Source organism: Pseudomonas sp. AB6 (assembly GCF_034314105.1).
GTDB lineage: Bacteria > Pseudomonadota > Gammaproteobacteria > Pseudomonadales > Pseudomonadaceae > Aquipseudomonas.
The window spans coordinates 2,014,511-2,035,285 of sequence record NZ_JAVIWJ010000001.1 but is presented as its reverse complement, the minus strand read 5'-3'; the positions used below and the strand labels follow the sequence as shown (position 1 = coordinate 2,035,285).

Genomic DNA, 20,775 nt, shown 5'->3' with positions numbered 1-20,775 from the left:
ACGCTTAGAAGACACCTCCGTGTCATTGGCCGTGACCGGCTTGGAGCTACTTATCGATGCTGACTGCGACCGGCAGAAGTCGGCCGATTCTGTTGAAAAAGTAGATATCCTGCTGGCCTGCGGCAAAATACGGTCATCGGCCGGCGGGAGGATTCACAGCGTGATGGGACAATTGTCGAGTAGACAGGAGCAGCTGTTTTATTCGTTCAACATTGAAGATCACTTCCCAGCAAATCACCCCGGCTCATCGAACAGTCGAGGTCGAGAGCACCAAGACCATGATTGAGCGTGTCGAAGAGCAGTTCGATATCAAGCCCGGTCGACTCGGCGAGACCGCTTATTGAACCGCACCGATGTTGGCCTGGAGGGTGGACGAAAAAAATATCCAGCTACATGTGCCCGTTTGGGGCAAAACCGAACGCAAGAACGACAGCCTCCCTATCAGCGATTTTCAATGGAGCGAAGAGACGCAGGAGTATGGCTGACAACGTGGCGAATGGGTTCTGAAGAGACAGCCAACCTCAATGTCTTTCAGTCTTAAATTTCAACTTTTTCAACAGAATCGGCCGAAAGCAGTCGTTATCAAGTGATGGGTTTGGCCATTTCCGAGGTCCCCATCCAGCCTATTTGCTCATACACAGGCTTTCCAATCTCGGTTGCTTGTAGCACGGCGAAGGTGATTCCTCGTCTAGCTAATGCGTCGGACGAGTTCGCAAGGAAGGCTAACTATTGAGATACGTCGAAGGCGCGCAGCCCAGTACTCGGCGAAACATGGTTGCAAATGCAGCGGGACTTTCATAACCCATCTCCAGAGCAATACACGTCACACTGTTGCCATCGGCGAGCCGCGAAAGAGCTAAGACCACGCAAGCTCGTTGCCGCCATTGTCCAAAGCTCAGGCCGGTTTGTTCTTGGAAAAGACGGTTAAATGTCCGCACGCTGATGAATATAGAATCAGCCCACTGTTGGGCCGATAGGGTGACGTCGGGCTTCATCAGAAAGGTTTTACAGCTTGCCAGTAAGCGGTCGTGCATGGGCATAGGAATATGCAAAGGAAGCTCGTTTGCACGCTGTATTTCGTGTAGCAGGAGCTTCATTATCGCGCCGTCCCGTCCGTCCTCGTCGTACTCCAAAGGCAAATCCACTGCCTCCTGAAGCAAGTTGCGCATCAACTGACTGACCTCAATCACTTGGCATCTTTCTCCTGTGACCGGCGAATCCTCAGGCTCGATGTATAAGCTGTGAGTCGTTACGCCAAGAAATAGCACTTCGTGAGGTATCTGCTGTGGTATCCACACGGCACGTTGGGGCGGCACTACCCACGTACCCAGGGCGGTAGTCACCTGCATAACGCCCTTTGATCCATAGAGTAATTGTGAGCGCCGATGGCTGTGTATCGGTAGGCGATGGCCATACTCATAATCTGTGCCAATTGCCACAACGCTACGAAGTGTGGAGTCCAGAATTGAGATTGAAGCATTACGCATCGTCAATGATCCATGAGGCTTTGGCTGAAACGAAAACACAGTTGGCTCGTTCGCTGAAGTCGTTCAAGCGCCGCATCTTTAAGATGCCTGCTCAATAAAATATTGAGCAATGGAAGATAGTGGATGAGCCTTTTGATATTGGCAACGTTTGGCTGCATGACCGGAATTACTACCGTGCTATTTGGGTTTGGCGGCGGCTTTGTTGTAGTTCCTCTGGTCTATCACTTACTCATTTCCAGCCATAATCCAGGTGATTTTGGCTACGATTCTGCAATGCAAATAGCAGTAGCCACCTCGACTGCAGTCATGGTGGTTAGCGCGTCAATGGCAACGCTCAAGCAGCACCACGCTAAGAAATTGGCCCGTGGTTACATCTGGCCGCTGTCGGGTTATATCGCAACTGGTGCAGTGGCTGGGGCAGTACTGGCCAATTTTATGACTAGTGACGGTGTTCGTATGGCGTTTGTGGTCTACCTACTGTTGACTATCACTGACTGCCTTTTCCGGAAAGGCTTTCTGCTTGGCTTGGATCAAACAGAAAAAGCGCTGCGAGGGATACCTTTTAAAGGTATCACCATTGGCACAATTGCGACTTTGCTGGGTGTAGGTGGTAGCGTAATGACCGTTCCAATGTTGCGCAGAACGGGTTTGAGCATGGCCCAATCATCGGCGTTGGCTAATCCTCTGAGCATGCCCGTAGCGCTTGTTGGATCTTTGATGTATGTGATCACGGGGCAAATGGAAACGCAGCAGCTTAGCTACGTTTTTTTGGGCTACATCTATCTCCCCGCTTTCTGTTTGTTGACCGTCGGCTCGTTAATAGGGGTTCGCCTTGCAATGCCTCACGCAGGAAAAATCCCGGATGAGCTGCATGCACGCATTTATATCGCATTACTGGTACTCGTCTTGTTGGCTATTGGTATCAAATGAAAGCAACCGTGGAACGCGGCCCGCTGTACAACGACAGTGCCTTTTAAACTGTTAACTGGCCATATTAGCGGTGCCGACTGGATCAAAATTATAATCGCCACCGCAGGCTTCGAAACCCGCACAGGTACCAACAACCCAAGCCTACGATGCCTCGGGCTGAGGCGATAACCCTCGACCGATTACCTGCCAGAGTCCTGACTATTTCGTAAATTATTGTCGCAACTTGGTAATTCCCAAACCTGACGTAGTCTTAGACTGCCGAGCACTTAATCCCTGCTAATCGACATTCTCCCAAATGAAGGAGTTATAGATGAAAAAGCTAGCAATGGTCGGCGCCTTGGCGCTGTCGATGTTATCCCTGCCCGCAATAGCCGAGAACGAAAAGCCCCTACGTATTGGTATCGAAGCCGCTTACCCGCCGTTCTCGTTCAAAACCCCAGACGGTAAGTTGAGCGGTTTTGACGTCGATATTGGGGATGCGCTCTGCGAGCAGATGAAGGTGAAATGTACCTGGGTCGAGCAAGAGTTTGACGGTCTGATTCCATCGCTTAAGGTCAAGAAAATCGACGCCATTGTGTCGTCCATGACCATTACCGATGAGCGCAAAAAATCCGTCGACTTCACCAATAAGTACTACCACACGCCTGCGCGCTTCGTAATGAAGCAAGGCAGTAACATCAAAGACCCATTGACCGAACTTAACGGTAAGAAGGTCGGGGTACTGCGTGCGAGCACCCATGACCGCTTCGCCACCGAAGTGCTGGCGCCGGCCGGTATTACCGTCGTGCGTTACGGTTCTCAGCAGGAAGCGAATATGGACATAGTCTCTGGTCGACTGGACGCTTTGATGGCAGATTCGGTAAACCTGGATGACGGTTTTCTTAAAACCGACGCCGGTAAGGGCTTTGCGTTTGTCGGCCCAGAGTTCAACGATCCAAAATACTTCGGCGGCGGTGCTGGTATTGCCGTACGTAAAGGCGATAGCGCACTTGAGAAGCAGTTCAACGACGCCATCGCTGATATCCGTGCCAACGGCAAGTACAAACAGGTTCAGGATAAATATTTCAAGTTTGACGTGTACGGCAAATAACCTCAACGATTGAAAATCGTGGCACTCGCTGCGCATAAAGCGCTCTGCGAATGCCACTTTTTTTGCGCGTGTTTTGTCTGCGCAGGAGTTCTCACATGCAACGTATTGATCACTCGTTACCTTGGAGCAATCTAGGTACCCAACGAAACCTGACCGTATTCCGTTACGGTAGTGGAGTGCGCAAGGTTTACATTCAAGCGAGTTTGCATGCTGATGAGTTACCCGGCATGCGTACCGCTTGGGAGCTCAAGAAACGCTTAGGCGAATTGGAAAGCCTAGGACAGCTCAAGGGCATCATCGAACTGGTGCCAGTGGCCAACCCGATGGGTCTCGACCAGCAACTGCAGGGCAGCCATTTGGGCCGATTCGAACTGGCCAGCGGCAAAAATTTCAATCGAGGTTTCCACGAACTTGGTAAGCAGGTCGGCGCGATGATCGGTGATCAGCTTGGAAGCGACGCCAAGGCTAACGTCGAGTTGATCCGCCAAGCCATGCGCGACGAGCTTGATAGTTTACCGGCCGCTGCGACGCAGCTTGAGGCTATGCACCGGTTATTGCTAAGACATGCCTGTGATGCCGATATCACGCTCGATCTGCACTGCGATTTTGATGCCGCGATCCATATCTACGCACTGCCTCAACAATGGCCGCAATGGCAATCCCTTGCCGCACGACTTAAGGCGCGAGTGGCGCTATTGGCGGAAGATTCTGGAGGCAGCTCATTTGACGAGTCCTGCTCACTTCCATGGTTGCGCCTCACCCAGGCCTTCCCTGACGCCGAGATTCCCTTAGCGTGTCTGGCGACTACTTTGGAACTGGGGAGCATGGGCGATACTCGTGTGGATCAGGCTCAAGCCAATGCAGAAGCGATACTAGGATTTCTCGCGGAACATGGATTCATTGATGGTCAGTGGCCAGAAGCCCCCGGCGAATGCTGCGAAGGCATGCCGTTCGAAGGCACCGAATACCTGTTCCCGCCACACGCGGGCGTTGTCAGTTTTCTGCGCGAAGCTGGTGACTGGGTAGAACGTGGCGATGCCGTGTTCGAAGTGGTCGATCCTCTCAATGATTGCGCCACAACGGTCTGTGCCGGTACCAGCGGCGTTCTGTTTGCAATCGATCGCGGTCGCTATACGCAGCCAGGTTTATGGCTGGCGAAAGTGGCGGGGCGTGAGCCCATTCGCACAGGTAAATTGATCAACGATTGAGCACGTCGTTATGCGTCTGGGCATCCCGTCTTGCGTAGCTAAACGGGTTGCCATTTATGCGACAGCAACCCGGAAACCGAAAGTCAGGTTGTGCGCAGGGTTATCGCGTCCACTAATTCAGGCAATATCAGAATTTTAGTGTGTGCGGAGCCGACGTCTTTCCACGATTGTCTTTACGCTGAGCCGCAACCGATCCGATAAATTCTTTGCGGCTCACCATTCGTATGCGTCTGTCGGATTTCGCAAAATATTTCTCCCTAACGCTACAAACTAAATCGTTGAAAATCCTGAAATCCACGCTGCAACCTCACCCGGTTCCGTTATTTTTCGAACAAAACCTCTCTTCTCTACCTTGCTGACCTTAAATTCCTTTGCTACCTTATTTCAAAATGTTAACGATGACATTTTGCTAAAAAAATAAAAACAAGAAGGAAATTGTCCATGGTAAAGCTCCCTAAAGCTCTGTGTTTACTGGCGTTAAGCATCAGCTGTGGCATCGCCACGGGTGCTTTTGCCGACAGCAAGACTGGCCCCCTGAAAGTCGGCGTGTCCTTCCAGGAAATTAACAATCCCTACTTCGTCACCATGAAGGACGCGTTGACCGACGCGACCAAAACCATTGGTGCGCAGCTGATCGTCACCGACGCCGGTCATGATGTCTCCAAACAGGTCAGCGATATCGAAGACATGCTGCAACAGGGCATCGATATTCTGCTGATCAACCCGACTGACTCTGTAGGTGTGCAATCGGCTGTAGAAGCCGCCCACAAAGCCGGGGTTGTAGTCGTTGCAGTAGATGCTCAGGCGAAGGGCCCGCTGGATTCATTCGTCGGTTCAAAAAACGTTGATGCCGGCTACCAGGCCTGTGAATACCTGGCCCAGCACATCGGCGATGCCGGTGATGTCGGTATTCTTGATGGCATTGCGGTCGTGCCGATTCTTGATCGCGTTAAGGGGTGTAAGGACGCACTGTCCAAACACCCGAAAATCAAAATTGTCAGCATCCAAAACGGCAAGCAAGAGCGTGATCAGGCGCTGACCGTAACTGAAAACATGCTCCAGGCGCAGCCTGGCCTGAAAGGCTTGTTCAGCGTCAATGATACCGGCTCATTGGGCGCGCTTTCAGCCATTGAGGCGAGCGGGCTCGACGTCAAACTGGTGAGCGTTGACGGCGCGCCGGAAGCGATCAAGGCCATCCTCAAACCGGGCAGCAAGTTCATTGCGACCTCAGCACAATATCCTCGTGACCAAGTGCGTCTGGCGTTAGGTATCGCCTTGGCCAAAAAGTGGGGCGCGCAGGTGCCAGCCACTATCCCGGTGGACATCGCGCTGATTGACCAGAGCAAAGCAAAGGACTTCAGCTGGTAAGCGTTGCCTGCTCCGTGGCGGTTCACGGAGCAAGGCCTTACGACCTCGAAGGATTGGCGCGGAGCACCTGAGCATGAGCAGTCTGCTAAAACTTGAAAATATCTGTAAGCGCTACCCCGGCGTGCAAGCGCTTAGCGCGATAAATCTGCAAGTCGAGCGTGGAGAAATCCACGCCTTGCTTGGCGAAAACGGCGCCGGTAAATCAACCCTGATGAAGATTCTGGTAGGCGTCGAGCACCAGGATGAAGGCAGCATTTTGATCGATGGTCTGGCGCAGCAGTTCGCGACCTATAACGACGCTATTGCTGCTGGTATCGGCATCGTCTTTCAAGAGTTCAGTCTGATTCCTTACCTGGATGCAGTGGAAAATATTTTCCTCGGCCACGAATGGGTCAATCGTTTCGGACTGCTGCGTAAACATGACATGGAGATGAAGGCTCGGGAGTTGTTCGAACGCCTGGGGGTTACCATCAATCTGCACTGCCCAGTGAAAGCCCTAAGCGTCGCCGAACAGCAATTTGTCGAAATCGCCAAGGCGCTGAACCTTGATGCGCGGTTATTGGTGCTCGACGAACCCACGGCCACCCTGACGCCCAGCGAAGCGGAGTTGCTGTTCGACATCATGCGTGAACTCAAGCGTCAGGGCGTGGCGGTGATATTTATCTCTCACCATCTGGAAGAGATTTTCCAAGTGTGTGACCGCATCAGTGTACTGCGTGACGGTAAGAACGTTGGCGTTACCGAAGTGGCTGATAGCGACATTGATCATTTAGTCGAAATGATGGTCGGTCGCCGTCTGGAGAACAGTTTTCCGCCGAAATCGCAAACCGCGCGGGGGCCGGTGCTGTTGCAAGTGGAGGATATTCAACTGACCCGCAGCGGTCCGCATAACCGCTTTGATTTGCACCAGGGCGAGATTTTGGGTTTCGCTGGGCTGGTGGGGTCGGGGCGTACCGAGCTGGCGTTGGGAATCATAGGCGCGATCCCGATCGTCGTTAAACGTGTGTTGCTGCGCGGCCAGCCGGTGGCATTGCGCGACCCGGCCGAAGCCTTGGCGTTGGGTATCGGGTTACTGCCAGAAAGCCGCAAGAGCGAGGGGCTGATTGTTGATTTCAGCATCCGCGAAAACATCTCCCTGAATAACCTGAAAAAGTACGAAAACCGTGGCGGCTTGCTGGACACCGGCAAAGAAACCCACACCACCCAAGGGCTGATGAGCCAGTTGGCAATCAAGGCGCCCAGCTGTGAAAGCCGGGTGTTCAACCTCAGCGGCGGCAATCAACAGAAGGTCGTAATTGCGCGCTGGATAAACCATCACTGCGACATTCTGGTGTTTGACGAACCTACCCGTGGGATTGATGTGGGTGCCAAGGCCGAGATCTACGCACTGATGCGCAAGCTCACCGAGAAAGGTTTCGCAATCATCATGATTTCTTCGGAACTGCCTGAAATCATTGGTATGTGTGACCGCGTCGCAGTGTTTCACAAAGGGGCAATTGTCAGCGTATTGGAATCGTCCGACGTTAATCCGCAGGAGGTCATGCGTCATGCAACGGGGAACACTCAACGTGAATACGTCCATTAATACCCTAGGTGGCGCGGGGCTGCGTCTTAATCTAACCAGGGCCATGCGTTCACCGGCATTTTTGCCGTTTGTAGGCCTGGTGATCGTGACCCTTGTGATGGTCTTCGCCAGCGACAAATTTCTCACCGCGGCAAACTTGGCGAATATTGGTCGTCAGGTATCGATCAACGCGATCATTGCCGTGGGCATGACCTGTGTGATTTTGACTGGCGGTATCGACTTGTCGGTGGGTCCGGTCATGGCTTTGTCCGGTACTTTGACGGCTGGCCTGATGGCCGCTGGCGTGCCACCGACTTTAGCCATCGGTGCGGGAATAATCCTTGGCATCGCGTTCGGAGTAGGCAACGGCTTATTCGTCGCTTACCTGCAAATGCCACCGATCATTGTGACCTTGGCAACCATGGGCATCGCACGCGGATTGGGCTTGATGTACACCGATGGTTACCCGATTTCCGGCCTGCCAGACTGGTTTGGCTTCTTCGGTCGAGAGAGTCTGTTTGGCGTCCAGGTACCGATTTTAATCATGTTGCTAACTTATCTGTTGGCCTACGTGCTGCTGCAACACACCCGGATTGGCCGCTACATCTATGCGATTGGCGGCAACGAAGAAGCGGTGCGTTTGTCCGGTGTGCGGGCGGCGCGCTTCAAGTTGTTGGTGTACGGCATCAGTGGCCTGACCGCCGCAGTGGCGGGGTTGGTATTGACCTCGCGTCTAATGAGCGGCCAGCCCAACGCCGGGGTGTCGTTTGAACTCGATGCGATTGCCGCCGTGGTTCTTGGCGGCGCCTCCATCGCCGGTGGGCGCGGGGTGATTCTCGGCACTTTGGTGGGTGCGCTATTGCTGGGCGTCCTCAATAACGGCCTGAACATGTTAGGCGTTTCACCCTACGTCCAGAGTGTGATCAAGGGCGCAATTATCTTGTTGGCAATCTATATCAGCCGCCAACGGCATAAATAAATAGAACACAAATTGTAGGCGCCAACGTGTTGGCGAGAATGTCGATGTGGCTTACCTGAAAGCCGCCTCGCCAGCGCATTGGCTCCAGAAACTCCCAACAGAACACTTTTTAGCAACTTCGCGCTGATATAGGTAGAAACCTCATGAACGAAAAAACTGAACATGCCATGCAAGCTGTCGTCTGCCACGGTCCCAAGGACTATCGTCTGGAGCAAATTGCCAAGCCCCAAGCGCGGATTAACGAATTGGTGATTCGCATCGCCGCCTGCGGGATTTGCGCCAGCGACTGCAAATGCCATTCAGGTGCGGCGATGTTTTGGGGCGGTGAAAATCCGTGGGTCAAGGCACCTGTGGTGCCGGGCCATGAGTTTTTTGGCTACGTAGTAGAAGCGGGCGAAGGTGCTGAAGAACTCTTCGGCGTGCAGGTGGGCGACAAGGTGATCGCTGAACAGATAGTGCCATGCGATAAGTGCCGCTTTTGCAAGTCCGGTAAGTATTGGATGTGCGAAGTGCACAACATCTTCGGCTTCCAGCGTGAGGTGGCTGAGGGCGGCATGGCGCAGTATATGCGCATTCCAAAGACTGCCATCGTGCACAAGATTCCTGAATCGGTGAGCTTGGAAGACTCTGCTCTGATCGAGCCAATGTCGTGCGCGATTCACACGGTTAACCGGGGTGACATTCAACTCGACGACGTGCTGGTCATCGCTGGGGCAGGCACCCTTGGCTTGTGCATGGTGCAGATCGCCGCGCTGAAAACCCCGAAAAAGCTGGTGGTCATCGACATGGTCGACGAGCGCTTGGAACTGGCACTGAAACTCGGTGCCGATGTCGTAATCAACCCGTCCCGGGACAACGCCCGGGCGGTTATCAACAGCCTCACCGACAACTACGGTTGTGACGTGTACATCGAAACCACCGGTGTACCTGCGGGCGTCACCCAAGGCCTGGAGCTGATCCGCAAACTCGGGCGCTTCGTTGAGTTCAGCGTGTTTGGTGCTGAGACCAGCGCTGACTGGTCGATCATCGGCGACCGCAAGGAACTCGACGTCCGTGGCGCGCATTTGGGTCCGTATTGCTACCCGATTGCCATCGACTTGTTCGAGCGCGGTTTGATCACTTCCAAAGGCATCGTTACCCACGACTTCGGCCTAGATGACTACGCCGAAGCCTTCGCCCTGGCCGACTCTGTGAAGTCGATCAAAGTGCTGTTAAAGCCTGTAATCTAGAGCGCGAACGCCATGATGAACTATGTGATCGGCGTGGACATCGGCACGCAAAGCTCCAAGGCGCTGCTGGTCGACAGCACGGGCAAGATCATTGCCCAACACAGCCAAGGCTACCGGGTCGACACGCCAAATTTACGCTGGGCCGAACAGTGGCCGCAGGTCTGGCTCAATGCGGTGGAATCCTGCATTGCGCGGTGCGTGGAAATGGCCGGGGTGCCTAAAGAGCAAATCAAAGCGCTGTGTATCAGTAGCCTGTACGGCGGGTCCGGGATTGCGGTAGACGCCGATATTGAACCTTTGCACCCATGCCTGATCTGGATGGACCGTCGTGCGCAAGAGCAGGTCGAGTGGGTTCGGCAACACGTCGATCTTGAGCGGCTGTATGAAGTGACCGGTAATTCGGTGGACAGTTATTACGGTTTCACAAAGATTCTCTGGCTCAAGCAACATCAGCCAGAGGTGTGGGCGAATGCCCGCTATCTGCTGCCGCCTAACAGTTACATCAACTACTGCCTGACCGGCGAGATCGCGGTGGACCACAGTTCGGCGGGCAACATTGGCGGCGTTTATGACGTTGCTGAGCGTCGATGGTCCGAGGAGATGCTCGCGGCGCTGGGCATCCCATCGGAAATGATGCCCGAGCGGTTGCTGTATTCCGGCGAGGCGGTGGGTGGATTGCTCGACGGTTGGGCTGAGCGTTTGAGGTTACAGCCAGGGACCCCGGTGTTGGCCGGTGGCGTCGACGCGGCCATGGCGACCTTTGCCGCTGGAGTCACGCAGCCGGGCAACCATGTGGCGATGATTGGCACCAGCATGTGCTGGGGCTATTTGAATCAGCGGGTGGATGCGCGCCATGGCTTGGTCAGCATGCCCCATGTTTATAACGGTCAAAAGGACTTGTATATCTTCGGCGGCGCGATTACCGCCGGGGCATCGATCAGTTGGTTTCGTGAACAGTTTTGTCAGGTCGAAGAGCAACAGGCCAGGGACACCGGGGAAGACAGCCACCTAGTACTCGAACGCTTGGCGCAGAAGATTCCAGCGGGCAGCGAGGGCTTGCTGTTCTTGCCGTATTTAATGGGCGAGCGCAGTCCGATTTGGGACGCTAAGGCCAGCGGCAGTTTCGTCGGATTGACCCTGTATCACAGCCGCTTTCACCTGTATCGAGCGGTGCTGGAGGGGGTCAGCTTCGCGTTGCGGCACAACATCGAAGCCGGCGCACGCGGTGCACATTCCCTGGACCCTCGATTGATAGTGGTGGGCGGCGCCAGTCACTCAAATCTGTGGATGCAGATTATTGCCGACATCACCCATTACCCGGTTTACACCATCGTTCAGGATGTCGAAGCGGCGATGGGCGCAGCCTTGTTGGCGGCGCACAGCGTCGGTCTGGTGGACGAACGACAGGTCGATGAAGGGTGGATCGAGCTACGTCTTCGTGCCGAACCGGGGGCCGAAAATGTCGCCCACTATGATGTTGCATTTGCCGAGTACCTGAACCTATACCCGGCTCTTAAACCGATCATGCACCGTTTGCAACAGGCTTAACCGAGTGTCACAGGTACGCTGATGTTCTGTAAGAGCTGCCGAAGGCTAAGATTTTTGGCTGTATAGCAGCCTTTGGCAGGATCCATATAGATCATTGCATCGCCAATACTCCATCGGACGTATATCGGGTACTCAGTAAAACCACTCAGAGGTCTACCTCATGGATCGATTGCATTTCGACTTTAGTGATCGACGCATTTTAGTGACAGGTGCTAGCAGTGGCATTGGTTGGGAAGTGGTCCAGCAGCTTCTCGTAGCGGGTGCCGAAGTATTCGCGATTGGTCGCGAACCTGGGGCGCTGGAGCAGTTGCAAGCGCAGGGCTGCCATGTCGTGAGGTTGGACATCGCCGACAGCGCGGCCCTGGAAGTGGCGCTGGCCAGGTATCCGGCGATGCACGGGTTGGTCAATTGCGCCGGCATCGCCAGCCTTGAAGCGGCTGATTCAGTTTGCGCAGATTCGTTTGATCACGTGATGGCGGTCAATGCTCGCGCTGCCGCTATCGTTGCCGGCCGGGTGGCTAAAAGCATGATTTCGGCAGGGATTGCTGGCAGCATCGTCAACGTGTCAAGCCAGGCGGCACTGGTGGCCCTGGATGACCATCTGAGTTATTGCGCGTCAAAAGCGGCACTGGATGCCATGACTCGCGTGCAATGTGCGGAGTGGGGCAGGTTTGGAATTCGGGTCAACAGTGTCAACCCGACAGTAACCCTGACGGCTATGGGACAGCAGGTCTGGAGTGCCCCGGAAAAACGCGATCCAGCCTTGGCGGCAATTCCCCTTGGACGCTTCGCTGAAACTGCGGAAGTTGCGCGACCGATTTTGTTTTTGCTCAGCGACGCCGCGTCGATGATCAGCGGGGTCAGCCTTGCCATTGACGGCGGCTACACCAGCCGCTGAATCTCGGTTTCAAGTTTACCCACAATCACTACCTGTTCCTGTGGTGCATGGGGCTGGTGCATGCGTTTGAGCAGCAGACGCACGGCGCTGGTGCCCGCCAATTCGGCATCATGGGCAATACAGGCAATCGGTACGCCGAAGATATCGGCGAACGGCAGACGGTCAATGCCGCAGATCAAAACGCTGTCGTGGGCGATACCCATGTCGCGCAATGCGCTCATGGCGCCCAAGGTGATCAACTGATTGAATCCAAAAATCGCATCTGGCCGGCTGTGGGCCAAGTAGGCGAGGGTAGCGTGGTGGGAAGGCTCAAGAGTGTAATCACCGGGGTAAACGTCCACCTGGACTGGTTTGCGGTGACCTTCAAGGCCCGCGCGAAAGCCGCTTAAACGTTGTTCGGTGATGTGCGAGTGCTCCGGGCCAGTCAATACCAGCAAGCGTTCAATATTTGGGTTTTGCTCAAGCAGGTAGCGTGCGCCCTTGAAGCCGCTTTGATAATTGTCCAGGGCCACCTGGCTGAACATGGTGTTGTGCAGCACTCGGTCGAGCAACACTACCGGTGTCTCACCTGAACTCAAACGCGCCAGATAGTCCGGTTGATACTCTGGTTCATCCGAGACCGGAGACAAGATGATCCCGGCCACTCGGTAGCTCAACAGCGTTTCCACGGCTTTGGTTTCCAGCTCATCCAAGCCATCGGTGTCCACGAGCATGATGGTGTAGCCGTGCTGTTTCGCTTCTCGGGAAATTGCCTTGATCATCACGCTGTAAAACGGGTTATCTACAGACGCAGTAATAACTCCGAGGATCAGGCTTTGGCTACTCTTGAGTCCACGAGCGAACGCGTTCGGCACGTAGTCAAGTTCTCGGGCCACCGCAAGGATTCGGGCCAAGGTGGCAGGCTTGACCAGATCAGGTTTGTTCAACGCCCGTGACACCGTGGTCGGCGTCATGTTCACCCGCTTGGCGATGTCGCTGATGCTGACTGGAATTTTTTTCATCGGATCGCTTGGGGTCTGAGAAGCGTTTGGGTTTGAAGCATGCGGCCGTGCTCAACGTCATACGCGTCGGCGTTAAGTACGTGACCGTCCAGTGTACTCAGACATCACGGTTACCACTATCAGTCACGAAAATCGGCTGCAATCCGTAAATGAGAAGGCGCTGACCAAAACGGCTCAGCGACCCGATCTCGCTAGAAATCTGTCAAATACCGATGCGCTCATCGGGGTAAACAGTCCTTCGTCTATTAATGCCTGTTCATGATCGAGAATAATTTTCGACGGTCGGTCCTTTAACCTGTGGGCTGGTGAACCTACGTATACCCCCCACGCGTCAAGTGAGCGGGTAACCACGGCCCCGGCACCGACGGCCACACCCTCGGCCAATTTCACACTGGGTAAAATAACGCTATTGGTACCAATAATTACGTGACGGCCGACGTGAACATGGGTTCGGCTGACACTGCGGTATCTGTCTGGAATCGTGGAGTTGGTCATCCCGCCGCCGTGAAAATCATCGGAGCCGCTAAAGATGCGCACGCCTGAAGAGAGTGTCGAAAAATCTTCCAGGACGATGACGCCGCCTCCGGTAATTGAGGTGAACGACGCAATGTGGATGTAGCTGCCGATAAATATTGGCGCGGTAGCATGGATAAACACAAAGTCATCAATAATGACGTTGTCTGCGACGCTGATGTATTCGCGGCCGATTATTTTCGCACTGGGGTAGATCTTCACGTTCTTACCCAGTGATTTAAAACCTTCATGTTGTTCGTGTTGGCGACCCATACTTCACTCCTGCTGGTCGATCAATAGGTCAATTAACGATCTTATACGCAGCTGACATAGCCCAGTGATGCACGCCCGTTTGAAACTTTTCTTTAGCGTGCTTGAAATGTCGAACGGGCGGTGCGTATTTTATACAGGTTGCCGTTTAACGGCTTTTGTCGCTATCAAGGATTTGAATCATGACAGTTAATGACCACAGTCCATTCGCGGAGCGATTGGCAGGCATTGATGAGATTGAATGTGTAACGCCCGACTTAAATGGTGTACCCCGAGGTAAGGTCATGACCGCCGAGGGATTTCTCGAAGGCCGGCGTCTGCAATTGGCCCGCGGCGTCTTGTTGCAATGCATCATGGGCGGTTATCCACCGGCGCGGTTTTACGGCAGCGATGACGGTGATCTGGCGCTGGTGGCAGACCCGGTCCAGGTTCATCGCTTGCCATGGAGCGAGCAGCCCAGGGCCATTGCCATCTGTGACGCTGATGACTTGGCCGGTGGAGGCTCCAGCCTTTCGACTCGTGTTCAGTTAAAAAGGGTGATCGCACGGTATGCCGCTCGCGGTCTGGCGCCGGTGGTGGCAACTGAGCTAGAGTTCTTCGTCTTCGCGCCCAATGCCGATCCCGCCCAGCCGTTTCAGCCGCCGACGGGGTTAGATGGTCGCCGGGAAGACGGTCATTCGGCCTTCAGCATCAGTTCCAATAACGGCTTGCGCCCCTTCTTTACCGAGGTCTACGCGTGCATGGCGGCACTTGGTTTGCCGCGCGACACGTTCATGCATGAAATGGGCGTCAGCCAATTCGAGATTAATCTGCTGCACGGCGATCCTTTATTGCTGGCCGATCAGACGTTTCTGTTCAAGCACCTGCTCAAGGAGGTCGCGCTTAAACATGGTCTGATTGTGGTCTGCATGGCCAAGCCGTTGGCGCATACCCCAGGCAGCTCGATGCACATCCATCAAAGCGTGGTAGATCTGCACTCAGGCGACAACGTGTTCAGTGACAGACAAGGCAACGAGACACCGGTATTCCAGCATTTTATCGGCGGTCAACAAGCGGCTATGGGCGATTTCACTGCGTTATTTGCGCCCAACGTCAATTCTTATCAGCGTTTGTGTCATCCCTATGCCTCGCCGAACAACGCTTGTTGGTCCTACGACAACCGCGCAGCGGGTTTGCGGATTCCAGCGAGTGCGCCAGTGGCCAGAAGGGTAGAGAATCGTCTCCCTGGCGCCGACGCAAATCCTTATCTGGCCATTGCCGCGAGCCTTGCGGCGGGTCTTTATGGCATTGAACATGAGCTGCAACCCACAGCGTTTATGCAAGGTGAAATTGAAGTGCCGGATAACTTGTCATTGCCATGTACCTTACATGCCGCGTTGGAGCGTCTGAAACGCAGCCAATTGGCGAAAGAACTGTTTGGCCCTGAGTTCATTGATGGATACGTCGCTTCGAAGCGTATGGAATTGACTAGCTTCTTTGACGAAATCACGCCTTGGGAACGGCGCATATTGGCCGCTCAAGCTTAAAGGTTATTGTTCTAGAGTTGCCCCGCGGGGGTAACTCTTCATTTTTTAGGGAACGTCTGGACCGCAATGCGCCAAATCTGGAAGTCTTTTCGAGCGCTTTATTTCGCTTCGCTGATGATGCTAATCGGCTCTGGTTTGTTAAGTACCTACCTCGCCCTACGACTGGGGGCAGAAAATGTCGACGGTCTTTGGGTGGGTGGGCTGATGGCCGCCAACTATTTTGGGCTGGTACTGGGTGGAAAAATCGGTCACCGACTGATTGGGCGTGTTGGGCATATTCGCGCCTACGCGACGTGTGCCGGTATCGTCAGCGCTGCCGTATTGGGGCATGGGCTGATCGACTGGTTACCGGCCTGGTTGTTCCTGCGGATGATCGTCGGCTTGGGCATGATGTGCCAATACATGGTGATCGAAAGTTGGCTTAACGAGCAGGCACAAGCCAAACAACGCGGCGCCGTGTTCAGTGGCTATATGATCGCATCGTATCTGGGGCTGGTTCTGGGTCAGTTGATTCTGGTCATCCATCCCTCATTGGGGCCTGAGCTGCTGATGTTGGTCGCATTGTGCTTCGCGCTGTGCCTGGTGCCGGTGGCAATGACCCGTAGTATCCACCCGGCGCCCATGCATCCAGCGCCACTGGAACCTCGGTTTTTCCTCAAGCGTGTGCCGCAGTCGCTGAGTACAGTGCTGGCGGCGGGGTTAATTATTGGTTCGTTCTACGGCTTGGCCCCGTTATACGCCTCCCGGCAGGGACTACCTACCGAGACGGTGGGTTTGTTCATGGGTAGCTGTATTCTGGCCGGGCTGTTAGTTCAATGGCCATTGGGACGCCTATCTGATCGTTACGATCGAGCTGTATTAATTCGTGCCTTTGCCGGTGCGCTGGCGTTGATTGCGTTTCCGTTGGCGATCATGCCCCACGTGCCTCTGGAAGTCCTGTTCGTCGTCGGTTTTTTCGCCTCGTTGATGCAGTTTTGCCTTTATCCCTTGGCTGTGGCGTTTTCGAACGATCACGTGGAAGGGGAGCGCCGTGTTTCGTTGACGGCGATGCTGCTAATGACCTACGGCATTGGCGCCAGCATCGGTCCGTTGGTCGCGGGCGTGCTGATGAAGATGTTTGGCAGCAATATGCTGTACGCCTTCGTTTGTTTTGCCGCACTGATGCTGGCATTGAGAATTCGACCTAAGGCCGTAACCAATCTGCACCAGGTCGAAGATGCTCCGCTGCACCACGTCGCCATGCCAGACAGTATGTCCAGCTCACCGTTGGTGGTTGCACTGGACCCACGGGTGGATGAACAAGTGGTTCAAGATCAGATGCAAGCGCCGGTCGAGGGTGAGCCGCAACCGGCAGAAAACCCAGAGAACGAGACTGTTTAAAGAGGCTGTGTCGACAGTAAGCTCGCGACCTGTAGGCGCGATAGGCCGGTCCTTGGTATGGCGGCACCTATAATATTGAACACTGCTTAGGCACAGTGTTAGGGCGAGTTCAATCACTGGCCATGCACGCGGTTGGATTGGAACGCAGGGCCACCAGACTTGCTAGCGAGTTGTTGATCAGAAATCGTCGTCTTTATCGAATCGCCGTGCTTCGCGCTGCAATTGATACACGAAGCGTTCAACCTGACGTTGCACCAGCCCGCTCATGTTGTGAAAGCGAATACCGGCAAACGTCACGTCTATGCGCTCCTCGAAGTGTAGATAACGCAACTCCACAGGCGCAGTCATCTTGCCGAACGGCAGGGCGGCAATAAACCGCTCATAGACCTGACCTAATTGCAGTCGATCAGAAATATCACCTTCAAAACGAAGCTTGCACCCAGTAGCGGAAATATCCAGCAGCTTTCCATTAATCGGTGACAAAAGCTTTTCGCCACCGATTTCTACACTCACCAACTGAGCCAACTTCAACGCTGCACGGAACGCGTTGCGGCGTTGGTGGTAAACCACTTCTTTGGGCAGAGTGCCTCGGTAGCAACGGTGCTCCCCATCGTCGATAGTTAGAGCGTCCACACTTTCCCAAGCGATGCGCACCCCGTCATGGAAACCTTCCACGCGGTACGCTTCGCCATTGGTCAAAAAACGCTCACCGTCGCGCGGGATCATTTCATCAAGAGCAAGACGGTTGCTGTCGCGATCAACTTCAATCAGAAAGCTTTGGAAACGCTGGGTGCGCTCGTGAAACGTGATGATCAGCGGATCATGACTGTCCAGCAGTAAGCGCAGATTGGCAGCGATTTCCAGCGGCGTAGTGAGGACTTTTGGCGCTTGCGGAGCATCTTCCGCGTTTGAGGCATTGAACACTGTTCATTCATCCCAGGCAAAATACTACAGCTCGCAATTGCCAGCATTTTGCCAGCATGTTTAACGCCTTGATACAGGAATTTAAGCCTGGCTAAGAGGGCGCGGCTTAGTGAATCGAGAGGTAGACCCGCGATTGTCATACAGCGTTGGAGCCTCTCCCCCCGTCAGGATTTTCATCTGATTAGCGGTGGTTGCCTGTTGCAACTGGATCGAAACACCATTGTGCTGGTTGCAAGTTCGGCAATCGGACATGAGGCTCGCCAGCAAATCGCCCTGTGCCAGGAGCACTTCACCTACCGGCGAATGACTCGCCAGTTGAATAAGTCCGTCGCGGTCGGGGCTCAATTTAAGGTCGATCAAAACCTGGCTACGTTTGCGACCGCGCTGCTCAAGCATGATCACCAACGCCTGTTTTTGGGCGAGGATTTCCTCCAGCAAAACCAGGTCTCGGCCATGTAAGGCGAGTGATTCGGACTTTAGCAACTCCAGCAAATGTTGCGCGGGGGCCAAGTCATCGTTGATCAGTTGCAACAGAGTAGTGTCGTGCATGGCTGGCTCTGGGTTTTAGGCGTCCAAAAGCCCGGGCGCAAGCCTCTGGCTAGCGCTGGGCTTCGAAATTAAGCAGTTTGCTGGCGACGCGGCCGCTGTTGACGGTGTAACTGCCGTCGGCCACGGCTTGCTTTAACTCAGCGACCCGGGCGCTATTGACGACGGGTTGACTACGCACTTTATCGCTAATGGATTGCAATCGCTGAGCCTCGTCACTCAGGTGTACAGCCTCTCCGCTGGACGGGCTGGCGGCACTGGCCTTGGGCGTCGCATTGGAAGAGTCTGCAACGGTGGTGCCGATCTCCTTAGTGGTGCCGGAGCGCGAACTGCTCGTAGCGGGAGCTGTGTTGTTTAAACGACTAAAGTCGATGACCATTTTTAAAAACCTCTAGGTGTTTGGACGCTTGCCATGTTTTCGGCCAAACCCACTATAACTTTAGCGCTTTAATAAACCGGGGGAGACGGCCGCCTCAGATTGGACTCAGTCTAGGAAACTCTGCGCCAACACGCCAGCAAATCACAAGGCGACTTCAACTTGTCCCGGTGCGGTTACCCGAGCTTTGATTACGCGTTGTGAGTTCAAGTTCCGTACCCTGATCTGCTCGCTCATTGCTCCATCGGATAACGCTTCGCCAGGCATACGTACCTGGAGTGTGCCGCTTTTAGCGGTAATGATCACTTGATCGCCCTTGCGGATGACCTCTGCTTGCTCAAGTTGCAGTGGCGTAAGAATTTGATCGTTGATCATTTGCCGGGTCATTTTCTGGCCGATGGCGTCATCAATTGAGGTCATATAGCCCTGAGGCATTTGACTGATGTCCCGTTCGGCCATGTAAACATCGTCCTCGCCAATGATCGAGGAGCGTTTGAGAGGGCGCTTAACAATCACGACTTGGCGAAACAAATGGACCTGAGCAGGCACGTACACCGTCCACGGCAACGTCCCTTCGCAACGAACTTTGACCGTGACGCGGCCTATGGGTTGAGCAGGGCTCTCAAGGCTTGCTGTCAATTCCTTGTCACACTGGGGTAGCGTCAAACGTGGATCAAGTGTATTGACCTCTATCTGATAGCGCCCTTGTAAATGGGTTGTGGCTTGATAGTCCTCGACAGCGAATTCAAGAAACCCCTGGGTCACGCCGATAAGTTGATCAGGCACGCTTAAAAGCACGGCCTGCGCAGGTTCACAGACGCTGAAAAACCACAGCGCAGCTACCGCGCAGTGTAAGCTGCGGGAAAATGATGCCATGCGTCGGGAAAATGTCGTTTTCGAATTCATAACAGTTAAAAAGCAAGCCCCGTGCCGCTTCCTTGTGTAGGTGCGATTCGGTTCGAAGCTTTTGGTCTAGGAGTACGGCATGGCTGGTGTAATGGATTCGGTGAACCAGCGCACTCAACTGGTAGGGCAAAACCGCCTTGAGCTTTTATTGTTCCGGCTCAACGGCCAACAGCTCTATGGGATAAACGTGTTCAAAGTCAAAGAGGTGCTGCAATGCCCCAAATTGACCATCATGCCCAGGTCCAATCCAGTAGTGCGCGGCGTTGCAAATATTCGTGGGGCGACCATTCCGATCATTGATCTGGCGATGGCCACCGGCGCGCAAGCGCTGAAAGACGTTAGTAACACGTTCGTGATCATTACTGAATACAACACCAAGATTCAGGGTTTTCTGGTGCATTCGGTAGAGCGCATCGTCAATATGAATTGGGAGGAGATTCATCCGCCACCCAAGGGAACTGGGCGCGATCATTACTTGACGGCGGTGACTCGGGTCGACAATCAACTGGTTGAAATCATTGACGTGGAGAAAATTCTTGCCGAGGTAGCGCCTACTTCCGAGCACATTTCTGTCGGTGTGGTAGATATTGAGACCCAGGCGAAAGCAGTCACGCTAAGGGTCCTGACGGTGGATGACTCGTCGGTCGCACGCAAGCAAGTTTCGCGTTGTCTGCAAACAGTTGGCGTCGAAGTAGTGGCCTTGAACGATGGCCGGCAGGCGTTGGATTACCTGCGCAAGATGGTTGAGGAGGGCAAGAAGCCCGAAGAAGAATTCTTGATGATGATTTCAGACATTGAGATGCCTGAAATGGACGGATACACCCTGACCGCGGAAATTCGCAGTGATCCGCGCATGCAAAAATTACATATCATCCTGCATACTTCCCTGTCGGGTGTCTTCAATCAGGCGATGGTTAAGAAAGTCGGTGCAGACGATTTTCTCGCCAAGTTCCGACCTGATGATCTTGCATCCCGGGTAGTCGCCCGGATTAACGCAGCGAAATAATTATCGGAGGCAGCGCCTCCGGTGAT

At 54.2% G+C, this 20,775-nt stretch carries 19 protein-coding genes and 1 pseudogene; 13 read left to right on the top strand and 7 right to left on the bottom strand.

Annotated features, from left to right (window positions below):
• Nucleotides 1–218: 218 nt before the first annotated feature.
• Nucleotides 219–479: pseudogene (locus RGW60_RS09665) on the top strand (IS5/IS1182 family transposase); the annotation flags it as partial.
• A 243-nt stretch (nt 480–722) separates the two neighbouring features.
• On the opposite strand, the gene RGW60_RS09655 reads toward RGW60_RS09665, so the two are convergent.
• Nucleotides 723–1,487, bottom strand: a complete 765-nt coding sequence (locus tag RGW60_RS09655) for a helix-turn-helix transcriptional regulator (RefSeq protein ID WP_322204168.1) — start codon at nt 1,485–1,487, stop codon at nt 723–725.
• A gap of 123 nt (nt 1,488–1,610) precedes the next feature.
• Here RGW60_RS09655 and RGW60_RS09650 point away from each other — a divergent pair, with 123 nt between their 5' ends.
• The 9 genes from RGW60_RS09650 to RGW60_RS09610 all read left to right on the top strand — a co-directional run bounded on the left by RGW60_RS09650 (nt 1,611) and on the right by RGW60_RS09610 (nt 12,301).
• Nucleotides 1,611–2,417, top strand: coding sequence for a sulfite exporter TauE/SafE family protein (locus RGW60_RS09650; RefSeq protein WP_322204166.1), 807 nt, complete (start codon nt 1,611–1,613; stop codon nt 2,415–2,417).
• 310 nt (nt 2,418–2,727) lie between these two features.
• Nucleotides 2,728–3,507 (top strand): ABC transporter substrate-binding protein, encoded by a 780-nt coding sequence (locus RGW60_RS09645; RefSeq protein ID WP_322204163.1) that lies wholly within the window; start codon nt 2,728–2,730, stop codon nt 3,505–3,507.
• A gap of 95 nt (nt 3,508–3,602) precedes the next feature.
• Nucleotides 3,603–4,715 carry a succinylglutamate desuccinylase/aspartoacylase family protein gene (locus RGW60_RS09640; RefSeq protein ID WP_322204161.1) on the top strand — a complete coding sequence of 371 codons (1,113 nt, stop codon included), beginning with the start codon at nt 3,603–3,605 and terminating at the stop codon, nt 4,713–4,715.
• Nucleotides 4,716–5,156: 441 nt separating this feature from the next.
• Nucleotides 5,157–6,083 (top strand): substrate-binding domain-containing protein, encoded by a 927-nt coding sequence (locus RGW60_RS09635; protein WP_322204159.1) that lies wholly within the window; start codon nt 5,157–5,159, stop codon nt 6,081–6,083.
• A gap of 73 nt (nt 6,084–6,156) precedes the next feature.
• Nucleotides 6,157–7,668: a sugar ABC transporter ATP-binding protein gene (locus RGW60_RS09630; RefSeq protein ID WP_322204157.1), complete on the top strand. Its 1,512-nt coding sequence runs from the start codon at nt 6,157–6,159 to the stop codon at nt 7,666–7,668.
• Nucleotides 7,631–8,626: an ABC transporter permease gene (locus RGW60_RS09625; protein ID WP_322204156.1), complete on the top strand. Its 996-nt coding sequence runs from the start codon at nt 7,631–7,633 to the stop codon at nt 8,624–8,626. The genes RGW60_RS09630 and RGW60_RS09625 overlap by 38 nt, the downstream gene beginning before the upstream one ends.
• Before the next feature lie 143 nt (nt 8,627–8,769).
• Nucleotides 8,770–9,855, top strand: coding sequence for an alcohol dehydrogenase catalytic domain-containing protein (locus tag RGW60_RS09620; RefSeq protein ID WP_322204155.1), 1,086 nt, complete (start codon nt 8,770–8,772; stop codon nt 9,853–9,855).
• A 15-nt stretch (nt 9,856–9,870) separates the two neighbouring features.
• Nucleotides 9,871–11,403, top strand: a complete 1,533-nt coding sequence (locus RGW60_RS09615) for an FGGY-family carbohydrate kinase (RefSeq protein ID WP_322206884.1) — start codon at nt 9,871–9,873, stop codon at nt 11,401–11,403.
• A 160-nt stretch (nt 11,404–11,563) separates the two neighbouring features.
• Nucleotides 11,564–12,301: an SDR family oxidoreductase gene (locus RGW60_RS09610; protein ID WP_322204153.1), complete on the top strand. Its 738-nt coding sequence runs from the start codon at nt 11,564–11,566 to the stop codon at nt 12,299–12,301.
• On the opposite strand, the gene RGW60_RS09605 is transcribed toward RGW60_RS09610, so the two are convergent.
• Together RGW60_RS09605 and RGW60_RS09600 are read right to left on the bottom strand one after the other, a co-directional pair.
• Complete coding sequence (locus tag RGW60_RS09605; RefSeq protein WP_322204151.1) at nt 12,286–13,302, bottom strand: LacI family DNA-binding transcriptional regulator; 1,017 nt, start codon at nt 13,300–13,302, stop codon at nt 12,286–12,288. The genes RGW60_RS09610 and RGW60_RS09605 overlap by 16 nt on opposite strands.
• Nucleotides 13,303–13,476: 174 nt before the next feature.
• Nucleotides 13,477–14,088 (bottom strand): acyltransferase, encoded by a 612-nt coding sequence (locus RGW60_RS09600; RefSeq protein ID WP_322204149.1) that lies wholly within the window; start codon nt 14,086–14,088, stop codon nt 13,477–13,479.
• Between the two features lie 281 nt (nt 14,089–14,369).
• Here RGW60_RS09600 and RGW60_RS09595 point away from each other — a divergent pair, with 281 nt between their 5' ends.
• Entirely contained in the window at nt 14,370–15,611 is a 1,242-nt protein-coding gene (locus RGW60_RS09595) for a glutamine synthetase family protein (protein ID WP_322206883.1), read from the top strand.
• Nucleotides 15,612–15,677: 66 nt separating this feature from the next.
• Complete coding sequence (locus RGW60_RS09590) at nt 15,678–16,991, top strand: MFS transporter (RefSeq protein WP_322204147.1); 1,314 nt, start codon at nt 15,678–15,680, stop codon at nt 16,989–16,991.
• 177 nt (nt 16,992–17,168) lie between these two features.
• Here RGW60_RS09590 and RGW60_RS09585 read toward each other — a convergent pair whose 3' ends face one another.
• From RGW60_RS09585 to flgA, 4 genes are all read right to left on the bottom strand, one after another.
• Nucleotides 17,169–17,915, bottom strand: coding sequence for a flagellar brake protein (locus tag RGW60_RS09585; protein WP_322204145.1), 747 nt, complete (start codon nt 17,913–17,915; stop codon nt 17,169–17,171).
• Between the two features lie 81 nt (nt 17,916–17,996).
• The gene (locus RGW60_RS09580) at nt 17,997–18,464 is read right to left on the bottom strand and encodes a flagellar protein FlgN (RefSeq protein ID WP_322204143.1); all 468 of its coding nucleotides are present in this window, start codon (nt 18,462–18,464) and stop codon (nt 17,997–17,999) included.
• A gap of 49 nt (nt 18,465–18,513) precedes the next feature.
• The gene (flgM, locus tag RGW60_RS09575) at nt 18,514–18,840 is read right to left on the bottom strand and encodes a flagellar biosynthesis anti-sigma factor FlgM (protein WP_322204141.1); all 327 of its coding nucleotides are present in this window, start codon (nt 18,838–18,840) and stop codon (nt 18,514–18,516) included.
• Nucleotides 18,841–18,981: 141 nt separating this feature from the next.
• Nucleotides 18,982–19,743 carry a flagellar basal body P-ring formation chaperone FlgA gene (gene flgA / locus RGW60_RS09570; protein ID WP_322204139.1) on the bottom strand — a complete coding sequence of 254 codons (762 nt, stop codon included), beginning with the start codon at nt 19,741–19,743 and terminating at the stop codon, nt 18,982–18,984.
• 79 nt (nt 19,744–19,822) lie between these two features.
• On the opposite strand from flgA, the gene RGW60_RS09565 reads away from it, so the two are divergent.
• Nucleotides 19,823–20,749 (top strand): chemotaxis protein CheV, encoded by a 927-nt coding sequence (locus RGW60_RS09565; protein WP_322204137.1) that lies wholly within the window; start codon nt 19,823–19,825, stop codon nt 20,747–20,749.
• Nucleotides 20,750–20,775 lie beyond the last annotated feature (26 nt).